This is a genomic window from Luteimonas huabeiensis HB2 (assembly GCF_000559025.1).
GTDB lineage: Bacteria > Pseudomonadota > Gammaproteobacteria > Xanthomonadales > Xanthomonadaceae > Luteimonas > Luteimonas huabeiensis.
On the sequence record NZ_JAAN01000005.1, the window covers coordinates 171,914 to 194,680 of the forward strand.

Sequence of the window (22,767 nt, forward strand, 5' to 3'; positions counted from 1 at the left end):
CGCATGTCCAAGACCACCGAACAGTTCGACGGCTTCCGCGTCGAGATCGACCCCGAGGCCCAGCGCGGCGACATCGTGCTCTCGCGCGAGCCCTTCAACACCATCAGCATGGACCAGCGCGATGCGCTGCGCCTGGCGTTCGAGGCGCTCGACGCCGACGACCGCGTGCGGGTGATCGTGATCCGCGCCGACGGCGAGCACTTCTCCTCCGGCGGCTACATCAAGGGCTTCATGGAAGCCTCGCCCGAGCACGTCTCGCACCTGGCCTGGAACGTGGCCGCGCCGGCGCGGGCCAAGAAGCCGGTGATCGCCGCCAACCGCGGCTACACCTTCGGCGTGGGCTTCGAGATCTCGCTGGCCTGCGACTTCCGCATCGTCTCCGAGACCTGCGAGTACGCGCTGCCCGAGCAGAAGCTCGGCCAGATCCCGGGCTCGGGCGGCTCGGCCAGGCTGCAGAAGATCGTCGGCATCACCCGTACCAAGGACATCGTGATGCGTTCCAAGCGGATCAAGGCGCAGCAGGCCTACGACTGGGGCATCGCCACCGAACTGGTGCCCGACGCCGAGCTGGAAGCCGCCACCGCGGCGTTGGTGAAGGAACTGGTGGCGTTCTCGCCGCTGGCCCAGCGCACCGCCAAGAAGCTGCTCAACGACACCGAGGACGCCAGCCTGTCGATCGCCATCGAGCTGGAAGGCCACTGCTACAGCCGCCTGCGCAGCTCCAACGACTTCCGCGAGGGCGTGGAGGCGTTCCACGCCAAGCGCAAGCCCAACTTCACCGGCACCTGATGCACGCCCCCGCATCCGCCGCAGCCCCTGCGCCGCGCCGCGGCGGCCGCGCCGGCGTCGTCGAGGCGCTGGCGCGGTCGCTGGCGCAGGGCCGCGCGCCGGTGCTGGCGGTGGTGCTGGAGACCCTCGGCTCCACCTATGCGCGCATCGGCGATTTCGCGCTGTTCGGCGCCGGCGACGGGCCGGGCGCCCAGGCCGGCTGGCTCAGCGGCGGCTGCCTGGAGCCCGACATCGCCCGGCATGCCGCGCGCGCGGCCGCCGACGGGCGGGTGGAGTGGATCGAGGTGGATGCGCGCGACGACGAGGACGTGTTCTCCGGCGGCGCCACCGGCTGCCGCGGCCGGCTGCGGGTGGCCCTGCTGCCGGTGGCGCGGATGCCCGGCTGGGACGCGCTGTGCGCGGCGTGGCTGGCCGGCGCCGGGCCGCTGCGGCTGACGGTGGATGCCGCCGCCGCGCGGGTGTCGGTGTGGGCCGGCGCGCAGGCGCACGACTGGGCGCTGGCGATGCCGGCGCTGCCCTGGGCGCGCGCCGGCGCCTCGCGCTGGACGCTGCCGGTGCCGGCGCAACCGGCGGTGCGCATCCACGGCGCCGGCCCGGAGACCCCGTGGCTGGTGCCGATGCTGCAGGCCACCGGCTGGCACGTCACCGTGGTCGAGGACCGCAGCCGCTGGCTGGAGGTCGCGCGGGCGGCCGATGCGCTGGTCGAAGGGCCGCCGTCGGCGGGCCCGCGGCAGGCGCGGCCCGCGCCGGTCGCGCTGGTGATGCACCACAACTTCGAGCGCGACCGCGAGGCGCTGGAGGTGCTGGCCGCCGACCCGGCGGCGCGCTTCATCGGCCTGCTCGGCCCGGCGCGGCGGCGCGACGACCTGCTGCGTACGCTGCCGGCGCGCATCGTGGCGCGGCTGCATGGGCGCCTGCAGGCGCCGGTGGGCCTGCTGGCCACGCGCGGCGCGGAGGCGATCTCGCTGAGCATCGCATTGCAATTGCAGGCGTTTCTCGACGCCGAGCGCGCCGCGGCCGCCGCCGGTGCGCACGCCGCATCGGCGCCGGCATGATGCGCGGCACGGGCCTCCCGCCCGCGCCGGACGAACCAGGAACGGGTGACCGGGATGGATGAGCGTTTCGACGATATCGTGATCGGCGGCGGCTCGGCCGGCTGCGTGCTGGCCAGCCGGCTGTCGGCCGACCCGGCGCGGCGGGTGCTGCTGCTGGAAGCCGGCATGGACACGCCGCCCGGCGGCGTGCCGCCGGAACTGCTCGACAGCTACCCGATGGCGCTGTTCTACGGCGACCGCTACGTGTGGCCGGGGCTGAGCGCCACCACCACCCGTGGCGCCGACGGTCGCGCGCTGACGCGCGCCTACGAGCAGGCGCGGGTGATGGGCGGCGGGTCCAGCATCAACGTGCAGGCCGCCAACCGCGGGCTGCCGCGCGACTACGACGAATGGGCCGCGCTGGGCGCGCACGGCTGGGGCTGGGAGGACGTGCTGCCGTACTTCCGCCGGCTCGAGCGCGATCTGGACTGCGACGGCCCGCTGCACGGCCAGGACGGACCCATCCCGATCCGCCGCATCCTGCCCGAGGCGATGCCGCCGTTCGGGCAGGCGGTGGCGCGCGCGTTCGCCGCCAGCGGGCTGTCGATGCGGCTGGACCAGAACGGCGACTTCGCCGACGGGCTGTTCCCGCCGGCGTTCTCCAACCGCGACGACCGCCGCGTGTCCACCGCCACGGGCTATCTCGATGCCGGCGTGCGCGCGCGCGGCAACCTGCACATCCGTGCAGGCAGCCGGGCGGTCGGGCTGGTGATGGACGGCGCGACCGTCGTCGGCGTGCGGGTGGCCCGCGACGGCGGGGAGCAGGTCATCGGCGCGCATCGGGTGCTGGTCGCCGCCGGCGCGCTGCAGAGCCCGGCGCTGCTGATGCGCGCGGGCATCGGCCCGGGCCGGGCGCTGGCGGATCTGGGCATCGCGGTGGTCGCCGACCGCCCCGGTGTCGGCGCCAACCTGCGCGACCACCCGGCGCTCACCCTGTGCCAGTACCTGCCGCGCGCGCTGCGCCTGCCGGCCGAGGTCCGGCGCGCCAGTTTCGTGGCGATGCGCTACAGCTCGGGGCTGGCCGGCGGCGCGCCCTCGGACATGTACGTCACCGCCTCGGCGCGCGCCGGCTGGCATGCGCTCGGCCGGCGGCTGGGCCTGTACTTCCTGTGGTGCAACCGCCCGCACGCCGCCGGGCGGGTGACGCTGCGCTCGCCGTCGCCCGACGCGTTGCCCGAGGTCGATCTGGGCCTGCTCGCCGATCCGGCGGACCTGGCGCGGATGATGGACGGCGTGCGCCGGCTGGCGCGGCTGGTGGTGTGCGAGGCGCTCAACCCGGACCCCGACGACCTGTTCCCGGCCGGCTTCACCCCGGCCATCCGCCGGCTCAGCGCGGTCGGCCGCCGCAATGCCGCGCTGACCGCGTTGCTGGGGGCGATGCTGGACGTGCCGGCGGGGCTGCGCCACCGGGTGCTGCGGCGGGTGATGAACGGTGGTCGTTCGCTGGCCTCGGTGCTGGCCGACGATGCGCAGCTGGAGGCGTTCGTGCGCGCCAACGTGTTCGGGGTGTGGCATGCCAGCGGCACGTGCCGGATGGGCGATCCGCGCGATCCGGAGGCCGTGGTGGATCCGTCGGGGCGGGTGATCGGGGTGGAGAACCTCTATGTCGCCGACGCCTCGGTGATGCCGCGCCTGCCGACCGCCAACACCAACATCCCGGTGATCATGATCGCCGAGAAGATCGCCGACGGGCTGTTGCGCGCGCGCGGGTGATCGCACCTCCGCGATGCCGTTCCGACGCCCTGTCCATGGGCCGGGTCTCGCTTGTCCCTCGGTCAGGGCATCCTGCCCTGACTCGGGCGCGCGCCATCCCTGGCGCGCTCGGCGCGAGACCCGGCCCCTGGACAGGTCTCGCATCGACGTTCGTTTCGGCGCTTCGGATGCACCCGCGCCCGGCACCGCGTCTTCGCCCCGAAAAGCGCTGTCTCCGCGGCATCCGAGGTGCAGCAGGGCGCGGCAGGAAGACCAAAGCGCATCGAGCGTATCGTCGGTGCGAAGCGTTTAGCCCGCGTCGGCCGCAGGCTCGCGCCAGCGGCGCACGGTGCCGGTGTCGATGTCGAACAGATCCAGTACCCGGCCCACGGTGTGTTCGACCATCGCCTCGATCGAGGCCGGCCGCGCGTAGAACGCCGGCACCGGCGGCGCGATGATCGCGCCCATCTCCGACAACTGCGTCATCGCCCTCAGGTGCCCGGTGTGCAACGGCGTCTCGCGCACCATCAGCACCAGCCGCCGCCGCTCCTTGAGCACCACGTCGGCCGCGCGCGTGAGCAGGCTCGAGGTCACCCCGCCGGCGATCTCGGCCATCGAGCGCATCGAGCACGGCGCCACCACCATGCCGCGGGTGCGGAACGAGCCGGAGGAGATGCCGGCGGCGATGTCGTGCGGCGCGTGCACCACGTCGGCCAGCGCCTTGACCTCGGCGATCTTGAGGTCGGTCTCGTGGGCGATGGTGATTTCCGCCGACTTCGACATCACCAGGTGGGTCGGGATGCCCAGCGCGCGCAGCAGCTCCAGCATGCGCACGCCGTAGACCACGCCGCTGGCGCCGGAGATGCCCACGATCAGCGGCAGGCCGCCGCCCGGGTGGCCGGAGTCGGATCGCATGCGCTGGCTGCCGTCGTCCATCAGCCGGCGTCGCCGAGCACGCCCGGCGCCTGGTAGATGTGCTTGAGCTCGGTGAAATCGGCCAGCGCGTCGTAGCCGTGCAGGCGGCCCAGCCCGCTCTGGCGGTAGCCGCCGGTTTCCACTTCCGGCAGCAGGCGGTTGTGCGCGTTGATCCACACCGTGCCGTTGCGCAGCGCGCGCGCCACCCGCAGCGCGGTGGCGCCGTCGCGGGTCCACACGCTGGCCGACAGGCCGAACACGGTGTGGTTGGCGCGGGCGACCGCCTCGGTCTCGTCCTCGAACGATTCCAGCACCAGGAACGGGCCGAAGATCTCCTCCTGCACGAAGTCCGCGGCGCTGTCGCGGTGGTAGACCAGCGACGGGGTCAGGAACGCGCCGTCGGCGAGCGCGCCGCCGGGCACGCCGCCTTGCAGCAGCACTTCGTCGGCGCTGTCGAGTGCGCGGGCGATGCGCGCGGCGACCTGGTCGCGGGCGCGGTGGTCGATCAGCGGGCCGATGGCGTTGGCGGGGTCCAGGCCGGGACCGACCTTGAGCGCCTGCAGCGCGCCGGTCAGCGCGCGCTTCATCGCCTGCAGCCGGCTGGCGTGCACCAGCACCCGCCGCGCGGCGGTGCATTGCTGGCCGGAGATGATCGTCGCCGCGGCGGCCAGTTGCGGCGCCACCGCGTCGATGTCGGCGTCGGGAAACACCAGGCAGGCGGAGTTGCCGCCCAGTTCCAGCGACAGCTTCTTCATGCTGTCGGCGGCGTTGCGCATGATCGTCTTGCCGACCTCGGTGGAACCGGTGAAGCAGATCGCGTCCACGTCGTGCGAGGTCGCCAGCAGGCTGGCGCCGGCGTGGCCTGCCTCGGCGAACACGTTGACCGCGCCGGCCGGCAGTTGCGGATGGGTCAGCAGCGGCGCCAGCAGCGCGGCGTTGAACACCGCGGTCTGCGCGGCCGGCTTGACCACCACCGTGCAGCCGGCCGCCAGCGCCGGGCCCAGCGCACGCACCAGCAGCACCGCCGGCGCATTCCACGGCACGATGATGCCGGCCACGCCGGCCGGCTCGCGCAGCACGGTGGACAGCACGCCGGGCTCGGGTTCGAGCACGTGGCCGGGGATGTGGCGGGCGAGCCCGGCGTAGTACTCGATCTCGGAGATGCTGGCGGCGATCTCGCCGCGCGCCTGGGCGATGACCTTGCCGTTGTCGCGGGTCAGCAGCTCCGCCAGCGGTTCGGCCTGCGCGCGCAGCGCGGCGGCCCAGTCCAGCAGCACGCGCTGGCGCAGCCGCGGCGCCGCGGCCCACGGGCCGTGGTCGAAGGCGCGGCGGGCGGCGGCGATGGCGGCCTCTGCCTCGGCCTCGCCGCCGTCGGCGAAGCGGCCCAGCTCGGTGCCGGTGGCAGGGTCGAGGCTGGGAAGGGTGGCGTCGCCGTGGGCGGCGCCGTCGATCCAGTGCTGGGCGGCGAGCGGTGCGGAGGATGGGGTCACGGCCATGCGGTCCTGTGCGGCGACGCGGCGGAAACCCGGGGGGCGGTGCGGGCGCGATGCCCCACCGCGGGCGCGCGATGCGGCCCGGCCGCGCCTCCCGGACCGGCGCGCCTCTTCTGTGGAGGGTCGACGGCGGCGCGCCCGCGGACGGCGCGCCCTCGACCGCACGCTAGCGCGCTGTCGCCATCAAGTCGAATAATCACTCTTTATTTTTTCTATCACTGGTTCTGATGATGCGCGGGGCCAGCGCCTCGCGCGCGGCGGCCAGCGCCTCGCGCAGGCGCTCGATCAGCAGCAGCGCGGCCGGTCCCGGCGGATGCCGCGCCTGGTGCACCACCACCAGGTGCCGGGCCACGCGCGCGCGCCCGATCGAATACGCCACCAGGCTGCCGTCGAGCAGTTGCCGGTGCACGGCGATGCTGGGCAGCACGGTGAACCAGTCGCTGCGCGCGACCAGGTCGGCGATCGAATCGGTGGAGTCGAGCTCCAGCCGCGGCGCGAGCTCGGCCGCCAGCCCGGCCATGTGGCGCTCCAGCTCGGCGCGCAGGCCGTGGCGCTTGGAGGGCAGCACCAGCCGGAGCTGGGCCACGTCCGACAGCGAGCGCACCGGCGGCGGCGGGTTGCCGCGCGCGGCCACCAGCACCATCTCCTCCTCCAGCAGCGGGATCGATTCCAGCCCCAGCCGGCGCGCGGGCCGGTTGATCACCGCCAGGTCGAGCTTGCCGGTGTTGACCCACTCGATGAAGGTCTGCGAGTAGCCGTCGGCGATGGAGATGTCCACGTCCGGGTAGTCGCGGGCGAAGTCGATCAGCACGCCGGGGATCACGCTGCGGGTGACCGACGACAGCACTCCCATCGCGACCTGGCCGGAGATCGCGCCCGACAGGTTGGCCATGTGCGCCAGCGCCGCGGCCAGGTCGCGCTGGATCGGGGCGACCAGGCGGTGCAGGGTACGTCCGGCGGAGGTGGGCACCATCCGCTTGGGCGTGCGCTCGAACAGCTTCTGCTCCAGTTCGCGCTCGAGCTTGGCGATCTGCATCGACAGCGCCGGCTGCACCACGTTCATGCGCTGCGCGGCGCGGGTCACGCTGCCTTCCTCGTACAGGGCGAGGAAATAGTTGATCTGCCGCAGGTCCATCGGCCGTCCCTCCACGACGCGGGTCATGCTTCATTCGATCTGATCGATCATATCTAAAATCATTATTTGGATTTATCGCGCGCCTGGGCGAGGCTCGCCCCACAACGACAAGAACCACCGGGAAGCCTCCGCACCGTCGCGTCGCCGACGCGCCGCCGTCGCTCGGCTTCCCGCGCAAGACGCCGCAGGCGCGCGCGCGATCGGCCCTGGGATCGCGGCGCCCGCACGGCGACAACCGAACGATCATCCGTTCCCGTGGAGGGGAAACATGACCGCACACACCACGCCGCCGGCCGCGCCGGCCGGCGAAGCCGCGCCGATCCCGCCGCGCAAGGTCCTCACCGCCGCCGTCGCCTCGACCTTCGGTTGGGCGCTGGACCTGTTCGACCTGTTCATCCTGCTGTACGTGGCGCCGATCGTGGCGCGGCTGTTCTTCCCGTCCGATTCCCCCACGCTGTCGCTGGCGGCGGTCTACGGCTCGTTCGCGGTGGCGTTGCTGGTGCGCCCGCTGGGCTCGGCGATCTTCGGCGTGTACGCCGACCGCCACGGCCGCCGCCGCGCGCTGATGGTGTCGATGGTCGGCGTGGGCCTGGCCACCGCCGCGTTCGGCGCGCTGCCGACCATCGTCCAGGTCGGCGTGGTCGCGCCGATCCTGTTCCTGCTGCTGCGCGTGGTGCAGGGCATCTTCGTCGGCGGCATCGTCGCCTCCACCCACACCATCGGCACCGAGTCGGTGCCGCCGCAGTACCGCGGGCTGATGTCGGGCATGGTGGGCGGCGCGGGCGCCGGGCTCGGCGCGCTGCTGGCCTCGTTCGCGTACTTCGTGCTGTCCAAGGCGTTCCCGGGCGAGCGGTTCGACGTGTGGGGCTGGCGCTTCATGTTCTTCTGCGGGCTGATCAGCACGGTGTTCGGGCTGGTGATGTTCAAGTACCTGGAGGAAACCCCGGTCTGGCAGAAGCTGCAGGCGGCCAAGGCGGCGGGCAAGGCCGCGCCGGTGGTCTCGCCGCTGCGCCGGCTGTTCGGCCGCGAATACCGCAAGGTCATGGCGGTCAACCTGCTGATCACCTTCGGCGGCGGTGCGACCTACTACCTCGCCTCGGGCTACCTGCCGACGCTGCTCAACCTGGTGGCCGAGGTGCCGCACGAGGAGACCTCGAAGATCCTGATCTACGGCTCGCTGGCCACCATCGCCAGCTCGCTGCTGTTCGGCTGGCTGGCCGACGCCCTCGGCCGCCGGCCCACGTTCGCGATCGCCGGGCTGTGCTCGCTGGTGGGGCTGCCGCTGATGTACACGGGCATGGCCACCGCGGCGTCGCTGGCGGCGATCACGTGGTACGCCATCGGCATCGCGCTGGTCGCCGGCGCGGTGGTGGCGCCGATCCTGATCTTCCTCAACGAACGCTTCGCCACCGAGCTGCGCGCCAGCGGCACCGGACTGTCGTGGAACATCGGCTTCGCGCTCGGCGGCACCATGCCCACCTTCGCCTCGCTGCTGAGCCCGACGCCGGCGCACATCCCGACGGTGCTGGCGGCGTTCGGCGCCGGCCTGGCGCTGATCTACCTGATCGGCGTGCTGGTGATCCCGGAAACGCGCGGCCGCGCGCTCTGATCCATCGCCACGGCGCGCGCGCCGCATGGCGCGCGCGAACGCCGTCACGTCCCCGCATCCGCCGCGCCGGATGCGCCATACCCCATCCGGAGGGCCCATGAACGATTCCGCATCCACTTCCCGCCGCGGTCGCGCGCTTTCGCTGCGCGATTGGCTCGACCGCCTGGCCGGCCGCGACGCGCTGGCCGTGGCGCGCGACGGGCTGTCGCTCAAGCACGAGATCGCGGCGGTGGCCAAGCGCCTGGACGGCCGCAAGGCCACGTTCTTCCCGCGGCCCGACGGCGCGCACGCGATTCCGGTGATCTCCGGCCTGGTCTCCGACCGCGGCTGGATGGCCGAGGCGCTGGGCGTGCCGCAGGACGGCCTGCTGGCGCATTTCCAGCACGCCGCCGCGCACCCGATCCCGTGCCGCGAGGTCGCGCAGGCACCCGCGCAGGAAGTCGTGCACACCGAGGTCGACCTGCTCAGGCAACTGCCGATCCCGACCCACAACGAACACGACAGCGGCGCCTACATCACCGCCGGGCTGCTGATTTCGCGCAGTCCCGAGACCGGCATCCAGAACGTCGCCATCCACCGCTGCCAGATCAGCGGCAAGAACCGCATCGGCGTGCTGCTGCTGCCGCGCCACACCGACCACTACCACCGCATGGCCGAGAAGCAGGGCAAGCCGCTGCAGATGGCCATCGCCATCGGCGTCGATCCGGCCACCCTGCTGTCGTCGCAGGCGATCGTGCCCATCGACCACGACGAGCTGGAGATCGCCGGCGCGCTGCACGGGCGCGCGCTGGACGTGATCAAGTGCAGGACCAACGAGGTGCGCGTGCCGGCCGATGCGGAGATCGTCATCGAGGGCCGCCTGCTGCCCGACGAGCGCGAGGAGGAGGGCCCGTTCGGCGAGTTCCCGCAGTACTACGGCGAGCGCGCGCGCCGCCACGTGATCGAGGTCGACGCGATCACCCACCGCCGCGACGCCATGTTCCACACCATCGTCGGCGGCGGCCTGGAGCACCTGCTGCTGGGCGCGATCCCGCGCGAGGCGACCATCCTCAACGAGCTGCAGCGCAGCTTCCCCGGCGTGCGCGACGTGCACCTGGCGCTGGGCGGCGTCGGCCGCTACCACCTCTACGTCAAGCTCGACAAGCGACAGGACGGCGAGGGCAAGAACGTGATCCTGGGCGCGTTCGCCGCCCACTACGACATCAAGCACGTGGTGGTGTGCGACATGGACGTGGACATCCACGACCCGCGCGAGGTCGAGTGGGCGGTGTCCACCCGCTTCCAGGCCGACCGCGACCTGGTGGTGATCGCCCACAGCCAGGGCTCCAAGCTGGACCCGTCCACCCGCGACGGCGTCGGCGCGAAGATGGGCCTGGACGCGACCATCCCGCTGGATGCGCCGGAGATGAAGTACAAGCGCATCCGCATCCCGGGCGAGGAATCGCTCGATCTGGACGCGCTGCTCGCCGGTACCGGCGACTGGCGCGCGCGCCTGGCGCCGCGGACATGACGGCGCGTCCGACCGGGCGCGCGGCCGCGCGCATCGCCCTGCCGGCGCTGCTGGCGGCCTCGGCCTGCGCCGGGGCGCAGGCGCAGGCCGGCGAGTCCGCAAGCACGACGTCGCCGTATCCGCTGGCCGCGCAGGGCTGGGGCGGACGCACCGGCCCCGACACCTGGATGTCGCGCTGGGTGGAGGACTGGTCGCCGCAGGCCAGCGCCGGGCGCGCGCCCGGGCGCTTCGACCGGCTCAAGTACATCCCGCTCGACGAGGCCGGCGACGTCTACCTGACCCTGAGCACGGAGCACCGGTTCCGCAGCAACTACTTCGACAACCCCGGCCTGCGCGACGGGCCGTCGCAGCAGCAGTGGCTGTACCGCGGCTTCCTCGGCGCCGACCTGCACCTGGGCGAGCACGTGCGCGCCTATGCGGAACTCGCCCACGGCACCCTCGACGGCCGCAACACCAACCGCCCGGTCAGCCAGCACAACGACCTCACCCTGCAGCAGGCCTTCGTCGACCTGACCGGCCGCTGGGGCAGCGCCGAGACCGGTCTGCGGGTCGGCCGCCAGGACTTCAGCGACGGGCCGATCCAACTGGTGTCGGTGCGCGAGAACCCCAACATCCACTTCCGCCTCGACGGCGCGCGCGCCTGGGCGATCGCGCCGACCCGGCGCATCGACGTGTTCGAGTACCGCTACGTGGACGAGGCCCCGGGCGTGTTCGGCGAGGGCACCGACACGCGCAAGCGCTTCCGCGGCGCCGTGGCCGGGTTCCGCCTCGACGGCGCGCTGTCGGGCCTGTACCTGGAGCCGTTCTGGTACGCCGCGCGCGACGACGACCGCCGCTGGGGCGCGAGCGTCGGCCGCGAGGAGCGCGATTTCCTCGGCGTGCGCCTGTGGGGCGCGCGCGGGCCGATGACGCTCGATGTCGCGGCCGTGCACCAGAGCGGCGACTTCGACGGGCGCGACATCCGCGCCTACGCGGTGTTCTCGGACCTGCGCTGGGCGCTGTCCGGCGAGGGCACGAAGCCGACCCTGGGGTTTCACGCCGACATCTCCTCGGGCGGCGGCGCCTACGGCGAAGGCCCCCTGCGCAACGCCTCGTTCCTGTTCGGCACCTCGCCGTACTTCAGCTTCGGCAACTTCATCGGCGGCACCAACCTGATCGACATCGCCCCCACGTTCCAGTTCGCGCCCAGCGCCAGCACCAGCATCGCCCTGGAATGGGAATGGCTGTGGCGCCATCGCGAGCAGGACGCGGTCTACAGCGGCGGTGGCACGCCCTACGCCGGCACCGAGCAGGTCGACGGCCGTCGCATCGGCCATCTGCTGCGGCTCAACGCGAACTGGCGCCTGAGCCGCTACTGGTCGCTGACCGGGCGCGTGGAGCGGCTGACCGCCGGCCCGGTGCTGGAGGATGCCGGCTACGACGACGCCACCTTCGTCGGCACCTGGGCCACGTTCCGGTTCTAGGGCGCATCGACATCCGACCCGCAGCGCCGAAGCCGTCCCTGCTTCCGCGCGCGGGGCCGTATCGTCCCTTCTCCCGCAAGCGGGTGCATGCCGTCCCTTCTCCCGCAAGCGGGTGCATGCCGTCCCTTCTCCCGCAAGCGGGTGCATCTCGTCCCTTCTCCCGCAAGCCCGCTCGCGGGGGAAGGAAAATCAGGATGGTCCCCGCTTGAGGGCGAAGGAAAAAACAGAGGGCGCTAGAATCGCGGGCATGCGTCGCATGGGAAGGCCGGGCGGATGATCGAGGGCGCGTGGATGTTCCCGCTGGTGGGGGCGTTCGCCGGCCTGCTGGCGGGCCTGCTCGGCATCGGCGGCGGCCTGGCACTGATCGCGGTGCTGGTGTGGCTGCTGCCCGCCCACGGCATCGCGCCCGACACCGCCATGCACGTGGCCCTGGCCAGCACGATGGCCAGCATCGTCGTCACCACCGCCGCCTCGGCCTGGGCGCACCACCGCCGCGGCGGCGTGCTGTGGCCGACGGTGGCCTGGATGGTGCCGGGCCTGCTGCTGGGCGCGTGGCTGGGCACCTTCCTGGCGGTGCATCTCGACGGCGGCGTGCTGCGCATGGCCGTGGCCGCCTACTGCTTCGCCTCCGCCCTGCAACTGGGCCTGGGCCGCGCGCGCACGGCGCTGGGCGCCGATGCCGTCCCCCGCGGTCCGGGCCTGGCGCTGGCCGGGGCCGGGATCGGCGCGGTGTCGTCGCTGGTGGGCATCGGCGGCGGCAGCATGACGGTGCCCCTGCTGGTCTGGCGCGGGGTGGTGCCGGTGCGCGCGGTGGGCACCTCGGCGGCGGTGGGGATCTTCGTCGCCATCGCGGCCGCGGCCGGCTTCGCCACCCACGCCCCGCCCGATGCGGTGCCGCCGTATTCCATCGGCTACGTCTATCTGCCGGCCACCCTGGGGGTGGCGGCGACGGCGGTCTTCACCGCGCCGCTCGGCACGCGGCTGGCGCACGCGATCAGCGCGACCGCGCTGCGGCGCGCGTTCGCCGTCTTCATGCTCGTGGTGGGCACGAGTCTGCTGCTGGCCTGAACCGCGGCCTGGCCCGAGCGGCGTTTCGACCGCGTGCGCGCAGGCCGCGGTTCACGCCGCGTGTCCGTCCCTGTATACTCACCCCCAGTATCGGGAGGTCCGCGCCATGCCGCATTCGCCTGCAGAGAAGAAACGCGTCCTGGCGCGGGTGCGCCGGGTGCGCGGGCAGGTCGATGCGCTCGAGCGCGCGCTGGAGGCCGGCGCCGACTGCGGGCCGGTGCTGCAGCAGATCGCCGCCATCCGCGGCGCGGTCAACGGCCTGATGGCCGGCGTGCTGGAAAGCCACCTGCGCGAGGAGTTCGCCCAGGCCGCCGCCACGCCGCAGCAGCGCCAGGCGTCGATCGACGATGCCGTCGCGCTGGTGCGCTCCTACCTGCGCTGATCCCGTCCATTTCCCCGTTCCACGCGTTCCAACCGGAGTCACCGCCATGAAATCCCGCGCCGCCGTCGCCTTCGCCCCCGGCGAACCCCTGAAGATCGTCGAGATCGACGTCGCCCCGCCGAAGGCGGGCGAGGTGCTGGTGCGCATCACCCACACCGGCGTCTGCCACACCGATGCGTTCACCCTGTCGGGCGACGACCCGGAAGGCCTGTTCCCGGTGGTGCTCGGCCACGAGGGCGCCGGCATCGTGGTCGAGGTCGGCGAGGGCGTGACCAGCGTGAAGCCCGGCGACCACGTCATCCCGCTGTACACCGCCGAGTGCGGCGAGTGCCTGTTCTGCAAGAGCGGCAAGACCAACCTGTGCGTGGCGGTGCGCGCCACCCAGGGCCAGGGCGTGATGCCCGACGGCACGTCGCGTTTCAGCTACCAGGGCCAGCCGATCTACCACTACATGGGCTGCTCGACCTTCAGCGAGTACACCGTGGTCGCCGAGGTCTCGCTGGCCAAGGTCAACCCCGAGGCCAACCCCGAGCACGTGTGCCTGCTGGGCTGCGGGGTGACCACCGGCATCGGCGCGGTGCACAACACCGCCAAGGTCCAGCCGGGCGACTCGGTGGCCGTGTTCGGCCTGGGCGGCATCGGCCTGGCGGTGATCCAGGGCGCGCGGCAGGCCAAGGCGGGGCGCATCATCGCCATCGACACCAACCCGTCGAAGTTCGAGCTGGCCCGCGAGTTCGGCGCCACCGACTGCGTCAACCCGAAGGATCACGACAAGCCGATCCAGCAGGTGATCGTGGAGATGACCGGCTGGGGCGTGGACCATTCGTTCGAGTGCATCGGCAACGTGGACGTGATGCGCGCCGCGCTCGAATGCGCGCACCGCGGCTGGGGACAGTCGGTCATCATCGGCGTGGCCGGCGCCGGCCAGGAAATCCGCACCCGCCCGTTCCAGCTGGTGACCGGCCGCAAGTGGATGGGCACCGCGTTCGGCGGCGTCAAGGGCCGCAGCCAGTTGCCGGGCATGGTCGAGGACGCGATGCGCGGCGAGATCGAACTCGCCCCGTTCGTCACCCACACCATGCCGCTGGACGACATCAACACCGCCTTCGAGCTGATGCACGAGGGCAAGTCGATCCGCTCGGTGGTGCATTACTGAGGGGCCGGGGGCCAGGGGCCAGAGGCCAGAGGCCAGAGGCCAGAGGCCAGGGGCCAGGGAAAAGCCTGGCATCCGCCGGCTCCCGATCTGCACCGCTCCTCCCCTGACCCCTGACCCCTGACCCCTGACCCCTGACCCCCGGACCCCGACATGCAACGCACAGAACACCACGCCTGCTTCGGCGGCTGGCAGGACGTCTACGAACACGCCTCCGACACGCTCGGCTGCACCATGCGATTCGCGGTCTACCTGCCGCCGCAGGCCGGGCGCGAACCGCTGCCGGTGCTGTACTGGCTCAGCGGGCTGACCTGCACCGAGCAGAACTTCATCACCAAGGCCGGCGCGCAGCGCTACGCGGCCGAGCACGGCGTGGTCCTGGTCGCGCCCGACACCAGCCCGCGCGGCGAGGGCGTGCCCGATGCGGACGGCTACGATCTCGGCCAGGGCGCGGGTTTCTACGTCGATGCGACCCAGGCCCCCTGGGCCTCGCACTACCGCATGTACGACTACGTCGTGCGCGAGCTGCCGGCGCTGGTGGAGGCCAATTTCCCGGTGTCGCAGGCGCGCGCGATCAGCGGGCACTCGATGGGCGGGCACGGCGCGCTGACGGTCGCCCTGCGCAACCCCGGCCGCTACCGCAGCGTGTCGGCGTTCGCGCCGATCGTCGCGCCGTCGCAGGTGCCGTGGGGCGAGAAGGCGTTCGGCGCCTACCTCGGCGACGACCGCGCGGCGTGGGCGGCCTACGACGCCACCGCGTTGCTGGCCTCGGCGCAGGAGCGGCTGCCGCTGCTGATCGACCAGGGCGGCGACGACGAATTCCTCGACACCCAGCTCAGGCCGCACCTGCTGCAGGCCGCCGCCGAGGCCGCCGGACATCCGCTGAGCCTGCGTCTCCGGCCCGGCTACGACCACAGCTACTACTTCATCGCCAGCTTCATCGGCGAGCACATCGCCCACCACGCACGCGCGCTGCGCGCCTGAGCGTCCCGTGCCCGCGGCGCGGTCGTGCCGCGGCGCGCGTCATCGCGCGGGGGACGGAGCCCGCAGCAGGAAGTCGGTATAGGCGAAGCGGCCGTCGCGCAGCACCGTTTCGCCGGGCGCGAGGTCCAGCGCGTGCGCGAACATCGGCCCGGCCTGCACGCAGGTGTGGAACTCGCCGCGCTCCCCGCAGGGATCGACGCCGGCGGGCAGCGCGTCGAGCAGCGCGGCATCGAACGCGCGGCCGGCGTGGCTGGCGTCGAGCTGCCGCGTGTCCACGCAGCACAGCCGCGCGCGCAGGCCGCCGGCGATCATCTCGCGCGCGAGCGTGGCGGTGTCGGCGCCGAACAGCGGGAAGTGCGGCGTCCAGCCCAGCCGTGCGCACAGAGCCTCGCGCCAGGCGCGGATGTCGGCCAGGAACAGGTCGCCGAAGGCGATGTCGCGCAGGCCCGGCCAGCGCGACCGCGCGCGCGCCAGCAGTTCGGCGAAGGCGCGTTCGTAGGTGGCGTTGTCGGCCGCGACGGGGATGCGCGACTCGACCACCGGCAGGCCGGCGGCCTCGGCCTGCGCGTGCAGCACCGCCACGCGGATGCCCTGCATGGAGATCCGCTCGTGGCCGTCGGTGATCGTGCTCGCCAGCGCCACCGGCGCCAGCGCGCGGTCGCGGCGCAGCACGTGCAGGGCCCAGGCCGCGTCCTTGCCGCCGCTCCACGCGAGCAGGACCGGCCGCCGCGCGGGCATGTCAGCTGCGCACGTTGCGCAGCTCCCAGGCGCTGCCGGCCAGCAGGCGCAGGCGGTGGCGCAGGATCTCGCCGGGCAGGACGGTGGTGGCGGTGAGGTCGAAGCCCAGATCCTCCTGCGCGCCCTCCACGCGGGCCGCGGGATCGACGGCGCCCAGCGCGGGATCGACCTCGTCCGGCTCGTCCTGGCTCGCGCGCCAGCGCTCGAACAGCCCGCTGCCGGCCAGCGCGGCCTGCAGTTCCTCGGCCATGCCGGCCGCGCTCTGCGAGCGGAATGCGAACGCCCCGGCGGCGCGGGCGCGCTCGGGGTGGGGGATGCGGATGTCGTAGGTGGCCATGCGTTCGATCGGACGGAAAGGATCGGTGCAGCCTACCAGCGCCGCGCGTGACCGGCTCGTCGGCGCGCGCTAAGCGAACGCGTGCGGCGGCGCGGCGAAGCCGACGGTCAGCGCGCCGGCGCCGACGTTGACCATGCCGCTGAGCCCCATCACCGCCTCGAACACCTCGATGTTGTGCGCGCGGCAGACGTCCATCAGGCGGGCGTGCCCGGGCAGCGCGCGCAGCGCCTCCAGCGGCCCGCCGTAGCTCAGGCACAGGGTGGGCGTGAGCAGGCCGGCCTCCACCCGCGCCTCGACGAAGCCGAACAGCGTGCGCGCGGCCTGCTCGAAGCCGCGCACGCGGGCCACCGGGCCGGTCTCGCCCTGGTGGCAGTGCAGGATCGGCTTGATGTCGAGCGCGCCGCCCAGCGCCGCGGCCAGCAGGCTCACGCTGCGGTCGCCGCGGTGGCGGGTGCGCGCGCGCAGGTAGGCCAGGTCGCGCGGCACCATGTAGGTGTAGCTGCGCGCGGCGAGGAAATCGAGCCGCGTGCGGATGTCGGGCGCGCCGGCGCCGGCCTCGCGCAGCCGCACCGCCTCCACCGGCAGCAGGCCCTGGCCGGCGAACACCTGCTGGGAATCCACCACGCGCAGCGCGAACGGGGTGGCGTGCCCGGCGGCGCTGCGCGGCTGCTTGTACTCGTTGAGGATCGCGAAGCTGGCCTGGGTGGCGTGCTCGTGGATGCGGCTGCGGTTGCGGGTGACCGTCAGGCAGAACACGTAGTCGTAGTCGATCACCAGGCGCTCCAGGAACAGCGCCTTGATCCGCTCGGCCGGGAACGCCGAGGTCTCCGCGGTGTGGCCGCGCTCGGCCAGGTGCGCCTGCGCGAACTCCAGCGTGGCGCGTTCGTCGCGCAGGTCCACCAGCTCCGCGTCGCCGATGCGCACGGTGACCGGCAGCAGGACGACGCCGGCGGCGTGCAGCCAGTCGGAGGGAAGATCGCAGGCCGAGTCGACGACGATTCCGATGCGCATCCGGGTTGCCTGGGGCGGTGCGGGCGGCGGCCTGTCGGTCGCCGTGGGCCCGCGATGTCGGGTGGGCGCCACTCTACGCCAAACGCCGCGGTGGGTCAGCCGCGGCGCACGCCTTCGGGCAGCGTCGCCACGCGGCGCATCTCCGCGTCCTCCAGCAGGTGCGGATCGTCGAGCACGGCCATGGCGAAGTCGTGGGCGTCGTCGCCCCAGATCAGCGCATCGCCCACCGCCAGCGTCGGCACGCCGAACACGCCGGCGGCGATCGCGCCGGCGGTATTGTCGTGCAGGCGCTGCTTGACCGCGGGGTCGGCGAGCGCCGCGGGCGGCACGCCGAGCCGCGCGAGCAACGGCGCCAGCGCCTCGACGCTGTCGGCGGCCTCGCCGTGCGCCCAGATCCGCTCGAACACCGCATCGATCGCGTCCGGCGCGCAGCCGGCGGCGATCGCCAGCCGCAGCGCAGGCAGCGGGTTGAACGGGTGCGCCGGCGGGAAGCGCAGCGGCACGCCGTCGCGGCGCGCGCGCCAGACCAGGTGCCGGTAGGCGAACGCGCGCTTGGCGGGGATCTCGGCCGGGCCCTTGTTGCCGAGGCGGTCGAGCACCGCCGCGAGCAGGATCGGCACCGGCTCGATGGCGCGCGCCTGCAGCACCTCGCGCAGCTTGCGCCATTGCAGATAGGAATACGGCGAGATGAAATCGAAGTACCAGCGTGCGGCCATGGCGTGCCTCCCAGAAATCGGCGCAGGCCATTGTGCCGGGTGCGGCGGCGGCGCGTAGACTGGCGCCGCCCGTTTCCCGGAGATCGCCGCATGGCGGACAACGAATTGCGCCTGGCGCTGCTGATCGATGCCGACAACGCGCCGGCCTCGAAGATCGAACCCATCCTCACCGAGCTGGCGCGCCACGGCGTGGCCAACGTGCGCCGCGCCTACGGCAACTGGAAGAACCCGCACCTGAAGGGCTGGGAGGCGGCGCTGCACCAGTACGCCATCCGCCCGATCCAGCAGTTCGCCTATACCAGCGGCAAGAACGCCTCCGACATGGCGATGGTGATCGACGCCATGGACCTCTTGTACGCGCGCACGCTCGACGGCTTCGCGATCGTCTCCAGCGACGCCGACTTCACCCCGCTGGTGATGCGCCTGCGCAACGAGAACATGCGCGTGTTCGGCTTCGGCGAGGAGAAGACCCCGCTGCCGTTCGTCAAGGCGTGCTCGACCTTCCTGTACCTGGAGAAGCTCGGCGCGCTTGACGATGCCGCCGCCGCGGCCAAGCCGAAGACCGCCGCGCAGCTGCGCGAGGACACCGCGCTGGTGCACCTGCTGCGCAACGCCGTCGGCGCCACCGCCGACGAATCCGGCTGGGCGCACCTGGGCGCGGTGGGCAGCCACATCGGCAACCAGGGTTCGTTCGATGCGCGCAACTACGGCTACCGCAAGCTGAGCGACCTGATCGAGGCCACCGGGCTGTTCGAGGTGCGCCGCACCGGCCAGGCGGTGGAACTGCGGCCGCTGCCGGAGACGCCTGCGCGCTCGCGCGCGCGGCGGAGGAAGGCGCCGGCCGCCGGTTAGCCGGCGGCCGCGGCTCAGTACAGATCGACCGGGTCGATATCCAGCGACCAGCGCACGCGCCGCGCCTCGCGCGAGGCGCGCAGCGCCGGCAGCGCGCGTTCCAGCAGCGCGTGCAGCGGGCCGCGCTGCGCGCTCGACAGCAGCAGTTGCGCGCGGTGGAAGCCGGCGCGGCGCGGCATCGGCGCCGGCAGCGGGCCGTGGCGTTGCACCCGGCCCCCGGGATCGGCCTCGCCCAGCAGCGCCGAAGCCTCGCGCAGGAAGGCGGCCGGCAGTTCCGCCTGCGCGGCTTCCGCGCGCAGCAGCGCCAGGTGCGCGAACGGCGGGAAGCCGGCGGCCTCGCGCTGCAGCAGTTCGGCCTCGGCGAAGGCGTGGTAGCCGCCCTGCAACAGCGTTTCCAGCAGCGGATGGCCGGGGTGGTGGGTCTGCAGCAGCACCTGGCCCGCGCGCGCGCCGCGGCCGGCGCGGCCGGCGACCTGGATCAGCAATTGCGCCAGCTTCTCGGGCGCGCGGAAATCGGCCGAGAACAGGCCCTCGTCGATGCCGACCACCGCCACCAGCGACAGCCCGGCGAGGTCGTGGCCCTTGGCCAGCATCTGCGTGCCCACCAGGATGCCCGGCGCCTCGCCCAGGGTGCGCAGCGCCCGCTCCACGCCGTCGCGCCGGCGCGTGCTGCCGCGGTCGATGCGCACCACCGGCACCGCGGGGAAGGCCCGCGCGAGGTGTTCCTCCAACCGTTCCGTGCCCACGCCCTGCGGCTGCAGCGCGAGGCTGCCGCAGTCCGGGCAGGCCGGCGGCGCCGGCTGGCGGTGGCCGCAGTGATGGCACTGCAGGCGGCGGCCGCCGGCGTGCACGGTCATCGGCGCGTCGCAGCGCGTGCACTGCGCGCTCCAGCCGCAGTCGTGGCACAGCAGCACCGGCGCGTAGCCGCGGCGGTTGCGGAACACCAGCGCCTGCCCGCCGGCGTCCAGCGCGGCGCCGATGCCGGCCAGCAGCTCGGCCGACAGCCCCGCCTCCAGCGGGCGCTTGCGCACGTCGAGCACGTGCACCGCCGGCGGGCGCGCATCGCCGGCGCGCTGCGGCAGGCGCAGCGTCGCGTAGCGGCCGGCGCGGGCGTTGTGCAAGGTCTCCAGCGACGGCGTCGCGCTGCCCAGCACCGCCGGCACGCCGAGCGCGCGTGCGCGCACCAGGGCGAAGTCGCGCGCGTGGTAGCGGATGCCGTCCTGCTGCTTGTAGCTGCCGTCGTGCTCCTCGTCGACCACGATCAGGCCGGCGCGCGGCAGCGGCACGAACACCGCCGAACGCGTGCCCACGATCACCCGCGCCTCGCCGCGCCAGGCGGCCGCCCAGACCCGGGCACGCTCGGCGTCGTTGAGGCCGGAGTGCAGCGCGTGCACCGGCACGCCCAGGCGCTCGCGGAAGCGCGCCAGCGTCTGCGGGGTCAGGCCGATCTCCGGCACCAGCGCCAGCGCCTGCCGGCCTTCCGCCAGCACGCCGGCGATGGCCTGCAGGTAGACCTCGGTCTTGCCGCTGCCGGTCACCCCGTCGAGCAGGAAGGGCTGGAAGCCTTCCGCCGCGGCGACGGCGTCGATCGCCGCGCGCTGGGCCGGGTTGGGCGGCGGCCCCGGGCGCGGCGCGGGGGCGAGCTGCGAGGCGGGCACCGCGATGCGCTCGGCCAGTCCGCGCGCCGCCAGCGCGCGCGCGGCCGCGCGCCAGCCGGGCAGACGGCCGTCGAGCCCGTCCTCGTCGAGCGTGCCCGCGGCCAGCAGCTCGGCCAGCGCGCGCGGGCGGCCGGCGCGCAGTGCGGGCAGGGCGGTCGCGCCGGCCTCGGTCAGCCGCCAGGCCCAGGCGTGGGTCTCGGGGACCGGCTCGCCGCGCCGCAGCGCCGCCGGCAGGGCGGTGGCCAGGACCTCGCCCAGCGGCGCGTGCAGGTAACGCGCCAGCCAGCGCAGGGAGGCCAGCAGCTCGCCGTCCAGCAGCGGCGCGGGGTCGAGCCAGGCCAGGGCCTCGCGCAGCTCGACGTCGGCGTGCTCGGGCGGGCCGGCATCGGCCACCACCCCGACCAGTTCGCGGCTGCCGAACGGCACCCGCACCCGGCGGCCGATGTCGCCCGCGCCCGCCGGACGGCCCTCGGGCGGGCGGTAGTCGAACAGTCGCGGCAGCGGTACCGGCAGCGCGACGCGCAGCAGGGCCTGGGGTTCGGTCATCCGGACGGAGCGGCGGACGGGCAGCGCAGTGTACGGGGCGGCCCGCTCGAACGGCCCCCGCCCCGGCGGGCAGGCGATTCGACTTGCCGGTCCTTGCTGCCGTCGTTCGCACGAATCGCACGCAAACCGCCGTCACACAACGAGTTTCCCCCTTATCCACACGGTCTGTGGATAACCCTGTGCATCGCCGCCTCGGAAGGGGCCGTAAGCGGCCCCGGTACGGCGCCTTCATGGGGTTGGACAAAAATTCGCCAAATTGATTTTTTGCTTTTCGATCAGGCAGTTGCCCGTGAAACATGGCTGAACCGTGGCGAAGGCGGCGCTGCGCGGGGGCGCGGATGACAGGCTTGTGGCCGCTGTGCACAACCCCCCGCGGCGGACCGCGGCCGCAAGCGCGCGAATTCACCAATGTCAAGTGCGTCCACCGGTCCGGCGGTGGCTATGATGGCGCGGTGAAACCGCCCCGAGAGAGCATCCGAGACCGTGATTGATGCGCCCGAGGCCTCGCCCGCGCTGACCGCCTTCCTGCGCGGCGTCGAGCGCCGGGCCGCGCTGTTCGCCCAGCTCCAGGTCGGGGATCCGGACGCCGGCGATGCGGCGCTGACCACCGCCATGGTCGGCTTCCGCGATGCCGCCGCCCGCACCCCCTTCGGCGAATGGCCGCGCCGGTTCTGGTCCCTGCTGCTGGCGGCCCCGCAACTGCGCGAACCCCCGCGCGCACCGCACTGGCGGGGCGACTTCGCCTGGCTGGGCGAGATCGGCGCCGGCCCGCGCGCGGCGCTGCTGCTGCGGCTGGTCGCCTGCGTGTCGGAAGCCGACGCGGCGGGCGTGCTCGGCGTGTCGCGGGCGACCTACCGCCTCGCCCTGCGCCGGGCCTTGCCGCGGCTGCAGGACGGTGCGCCGGACGAGACCCGGTTCCGCGCGCTGGCCGACGCCGCCCAACTGGCCCTGCGCGACACCCCGCCCGAGCGGCTGGCGGAGCTGGCGCGGCTGCGCGAGGCCGCGCTGCGCGGCCGGGTCTACACGCCGCCCAGGCGGGCGCCGGAGCCGGCGGCGCCGGCGCGCCCGTCCGCCGGCGCCACGCCCCGGCCGCGCTGGCTGCGCCCGGCCCTGGCGGCCGTGGCCGCGGCCACCCTGCTGGCGCTGGCGGCCACCTTCGTCTTTCCCGGCAAGCTGGGCCCGGTGCCCGACCGCATCCGCCTCGACGGCCTGCCGGAAACCCAGCCCGCCGCCCGCTTCGACGAGGAGTTCGCCATCGTCGCCCACCCCGATTTCGCCTTGCTGGCCAGCGACGACGCCGAGGGCGCCGCGCGCGACCCGGCCTTCCTGGCCTGGCTGACGGCGCAGCTCGAACGCGGCGACGTGGCGGCCGACGTGGCCCGGCCGGAGCGGGCCGAGGACGCCGCCGACACCGACGAGCACGCCCTGGAGGCCGACAGTGAGCCCTAGGCGGTATCGACATTCAGCGCGCGAAAGAAACCCCTCTCTGGCGGGCGCGCTGTCTTTGCCTTCCCCCGCAAGCGGGGGCCATCTTGTTCTGCCCTTCCCCCGCAAGCGGGGAGCAACCTGTTTTTCCTTCCTCCGCAAGCGGGGGGCATGCTCTCTTTCCCTTCCCCCGCAAG

At 73.5% G+C, this 22,767-nt stretch carries 20 protein-coding genes; 12 read left to right on the plus strand and 8 right to left on the minus strand.

What is annotated here, in order from left to right:
- Nucleotides 1-3 precede the first annotated feature (3 nt).
- The 3 genes from Z164_RS0101415 to Z164_RS23515 are packed head-to-tail and all read left to right on the plus strand — an operon-like array spanning nt 4 to nt 3,596.
- Complete coding sequence (locus Z164_RS0101415) at nt 4-789, plus strand: enoyl-CoA hydratase/isomerase family protein (protein ID WP_024888969.1); 786 nt, start codon at nt 4-6, stop codon at nt 787-789.
- Nucleotides 789-1,844, plus strand: coding sequence for an XdhC family protein (locus Z164_RS0101420; protein WP_024888970.1), 1,056 nt, complete (start codon nt 789-791; stop codon nt 1,842-1,844). Before Z164_RS0101415 ends, Z164_RS0101420 begins: the two co-directional genes overlap by 1 nt.
- Nucleotides 1,845-1,898: 54 nt before the next feature.
- The gene (locus tag Z164_RS23515; protein WP_043688948.1) at nt 1,899-3,596 is read left to right on the plus strand and encodes a GMC family oxidoreductase; all 1,698 of its coding nucleotides are present in this window, start codon (nt 1,899-1,901) and stop codon (nt 3,594-3,596) included.
- A gap of 288 nt (nt 3,597-3,884) precedes the next feature.
- Here Z164_RS23515 and Z164_RS0101430 read toward each other — a convergent pair whose 3' ends face one another.
- The 3 genes from Z164_RS0101430 to Z164_RS0101440 form a co-directional block, all read right to left on the minus strand.
- Entirely contained in the window at nt 3,885-4,490 is a 606-nt protein-coding gene (locus Z164_RS0101430) for a UbiX family flavin prenyltransferase (RefSeq protein WP_043688950.1), read from the minus strand.
- Between the two features lie 20 nt (nt 4,491-4,510).
- Nucleotides 4,511-5,980 (minus strand): aldehyde dehydrogenase family protein, encoded by a 1,470-nt coding sequence (locus Z164_RS0101435; protein ID WP_201769554.1) that lies wholly within the window; start codon nt 5,978-5,980, stop codon nt 4,511-4,513.
- Nucleotides 5,981-6,179: 199 nt separating this feature from the next.
- A complete protein-coding gene (locus Z164_RS0101440) occupies nt 6,180-7,145 on the minus strand; it encodes a LysR family transcriptional regulator (protein WP_201769555.1) in 966 nt (321 codons plus the stop codon).
- A 241-nt stretch (nt 7,146-7,386) separates the two neighbouring features.
- Here Z164_RS0101440 and Z164_RS0101445 point away from each other — a divergent pair, with 241 nt between their 5' ends.
- The 7 genes from Z164_RS0101445 to fghA all read left to right on the plus strand — a co-directional run bounded on the left by Z164_RS0101445 (nt 7,387) and on the right by fghA (nt 15,287).
- On the plus strand, nt 7,387-8,727 hold the full coding sequence (locus Z164_RS0101445) for an MFS transporter (protein WP_024888975.1): 1,341 nt from the start codon (nt 7,387-7,389) through the stop codon (nt 8,725-8,727).
- Between the two features lie 97 nt (nt 8,728-8,824).
- Nucleotides 8,825-10,237 (plus strand): UbiD family decarboxylase, encoded by a 1,413-nt coding sequence (locus Z164_RS0101450; protein WP_024888976.1) that lies wholly within the window; start codon nt 8,825-8,827, stop codon nt 10,235-10,237.
- Nucleotides 10,234-11,700 (plus strand): alginate export family protein, encoded by a 1,467-nt coding sequence (locus tag Z164_RS0101455; RefSeq protein ID WP_024888977.1) that lies wholly within the window; start codon nt 10,234-10,236, stop codon nt 11,698-11,700. The genes Z164_RS0101450 and Z164_RS0101455 overlap by 4 nt, the downstream gene beginning before the upstream one ends.
- 273 nt (nt 11,701-11,973) lie before the next feature.
- Nucleotides 11,974-12,768: a sulfite exporter TauE/SafE family protein gene (locus Z164_RS0101460; RefSeq protein WP_043688888.1), complete on the plus strand. Its 795-nt coding sequence runs from the start codon at nt 11,974-11,976 to the stop codon at nt 12,766-12,768.
- A 106-nt stretch (nt 12,769-12,874) separates the two neighbouring features.
- A complete protein-coding gene (frmR, locus tag Z164_RS0101465) occupies nt 12,875-13,150 on the plus strand; it encodes a formaldehyde-responsive transcriptional repressor FrmR (RefSeq protein WP_024888979.1) in 276 nt (91 codons plus the stop codon).
- 46 nt (nt 13,151-13,196) lie between these two features.
- On the plus strand, nt 13,197-14,306 hold the full coding sequence (locus Z164_RS0101470; RefSeq protein WP_024888980.1) for an S-(hydroxymethyl)glutathione dehydrogenase/class III alcohol dehydrogenase: 1,110 nt from the start codon (nt 13,197-13,199) through the stop codon (nt 14,304-14,306).
- 150 nt (nt 14,307-14,456) lie between these two features.
- On the plus strand, nt 14,457-15,287 hold the full coding sequence (gene fghA, locus Z164_RS0101475; RefSeq protein WP_024888981.1) for an S-formylglutathione hydrolase: 831 nt from the start codon (nt 14,457-14,459) through the stop codon (nt 15,285-15,287).
- Nucleotides 15,288-15,326: 39 nt separating this feature from the next.
- On the opposite strand, the gene Z164_RS0101480 is transcribed toward fghA, so the two are convergent.
- From Z164_RS0101480 to Z164_RS0101495, 4 genes are all read right to left on the minus strand, one after another.
- Nucleotides 15,327-16,025: a Dph6-related ATP pyrophosphatase gene (locus tag Z164_RS0101480; RefSeq protein WP_024888982.1), complete on the minus strand. Its 699-nt coding sequence runs from the start codon at nt 16,023-16,025 to the stop codon at nt 15,327-15,329.
- Nucleotide 16,026: 1 nt separating this feature from the next.
- Complete coding sequence (locus tag Z164_RS0101485) at nt 16,027-16,362, minus strand: hypothetical protein (protein WP_024888983.1); 336 nt, start codon at nt 16,360-16,362, stop codon at nt 16,027-16,029.
- Nucleotides 16,363-16,431: 69 nt separating this feature from the next.
- Nucleotides 16,432-17,373 (minus strand): DegV family protein, encoded by a 942-nt coding sequence (locus Z164_RS0101490; RefSeq protein WP_024888984.1) that lies wholly within the window; start codon nt 17,371-17,373, stop codon nt 16,432-16,434.
- Between the two features lie 95 nt (nt 17,374-17,468).
- A complete protein-coding gene (locus tag Z164_RS0101495) occupies nt 17,469-18,089 on the minus strand; it encodes a 2-hydroxychromene-2-carboxylate isomerase (protein WP_024888985.1) in 621 nt (206 codons plus the stop codon).
- A gap of 90 nt (nt 18,090-18,179) precedes the next feature.
- Between Z164_RS0101495 and Z164_RS0101500 the strand changes: the two genes are divergently transcribed.
- Nucleotides 18,180-18,941, plus strand: coding sequence for an NYN domain-containing protein (locus Z164_RS0101500; RefSeq protein WP_024888986.1), 762 nt, complete (start codon nt 18,180-18,182; stop codon nt 18,939-18,941).
- 14 nt (nt 18,942-18,955) lie between these two features.
- Here the strand turns inward: Z164_RS0101500 and Z164_RS0101505 are convergent, their stop codons facing one another.
- A complete protein-coding gene (locus tag Z164_RS0101505) occupies nt 18,956-21,145 on the minus strand; it encodes a primosomal protein N' (protein WP_024888987.1) in 2,190 nt (729 codons plus the stop codon).
- Between the two features lie 483 nt (nt 21,146-21,628).
- Here Z164_RS0101505 and Z164_RS21220 point away from each other — a divergent pair, with 483 nt between their 5' ends.
- Nucleotides 21,629-22,594 carry a sigma-70 region 4 domain-containing protein gene (locus tag Z164_RS21220; protein ID WP_024888988.1) on the plus strand — a complete coding sequence of 322 codons (966 nt, stop codon included), beginning with the start codon at nt 21,629-21,631 and terminating at the stop codon, nt 22,592-22,594.
- Nucleotides 22,595-22,767 lie beyond the last annotated feature (173 nt).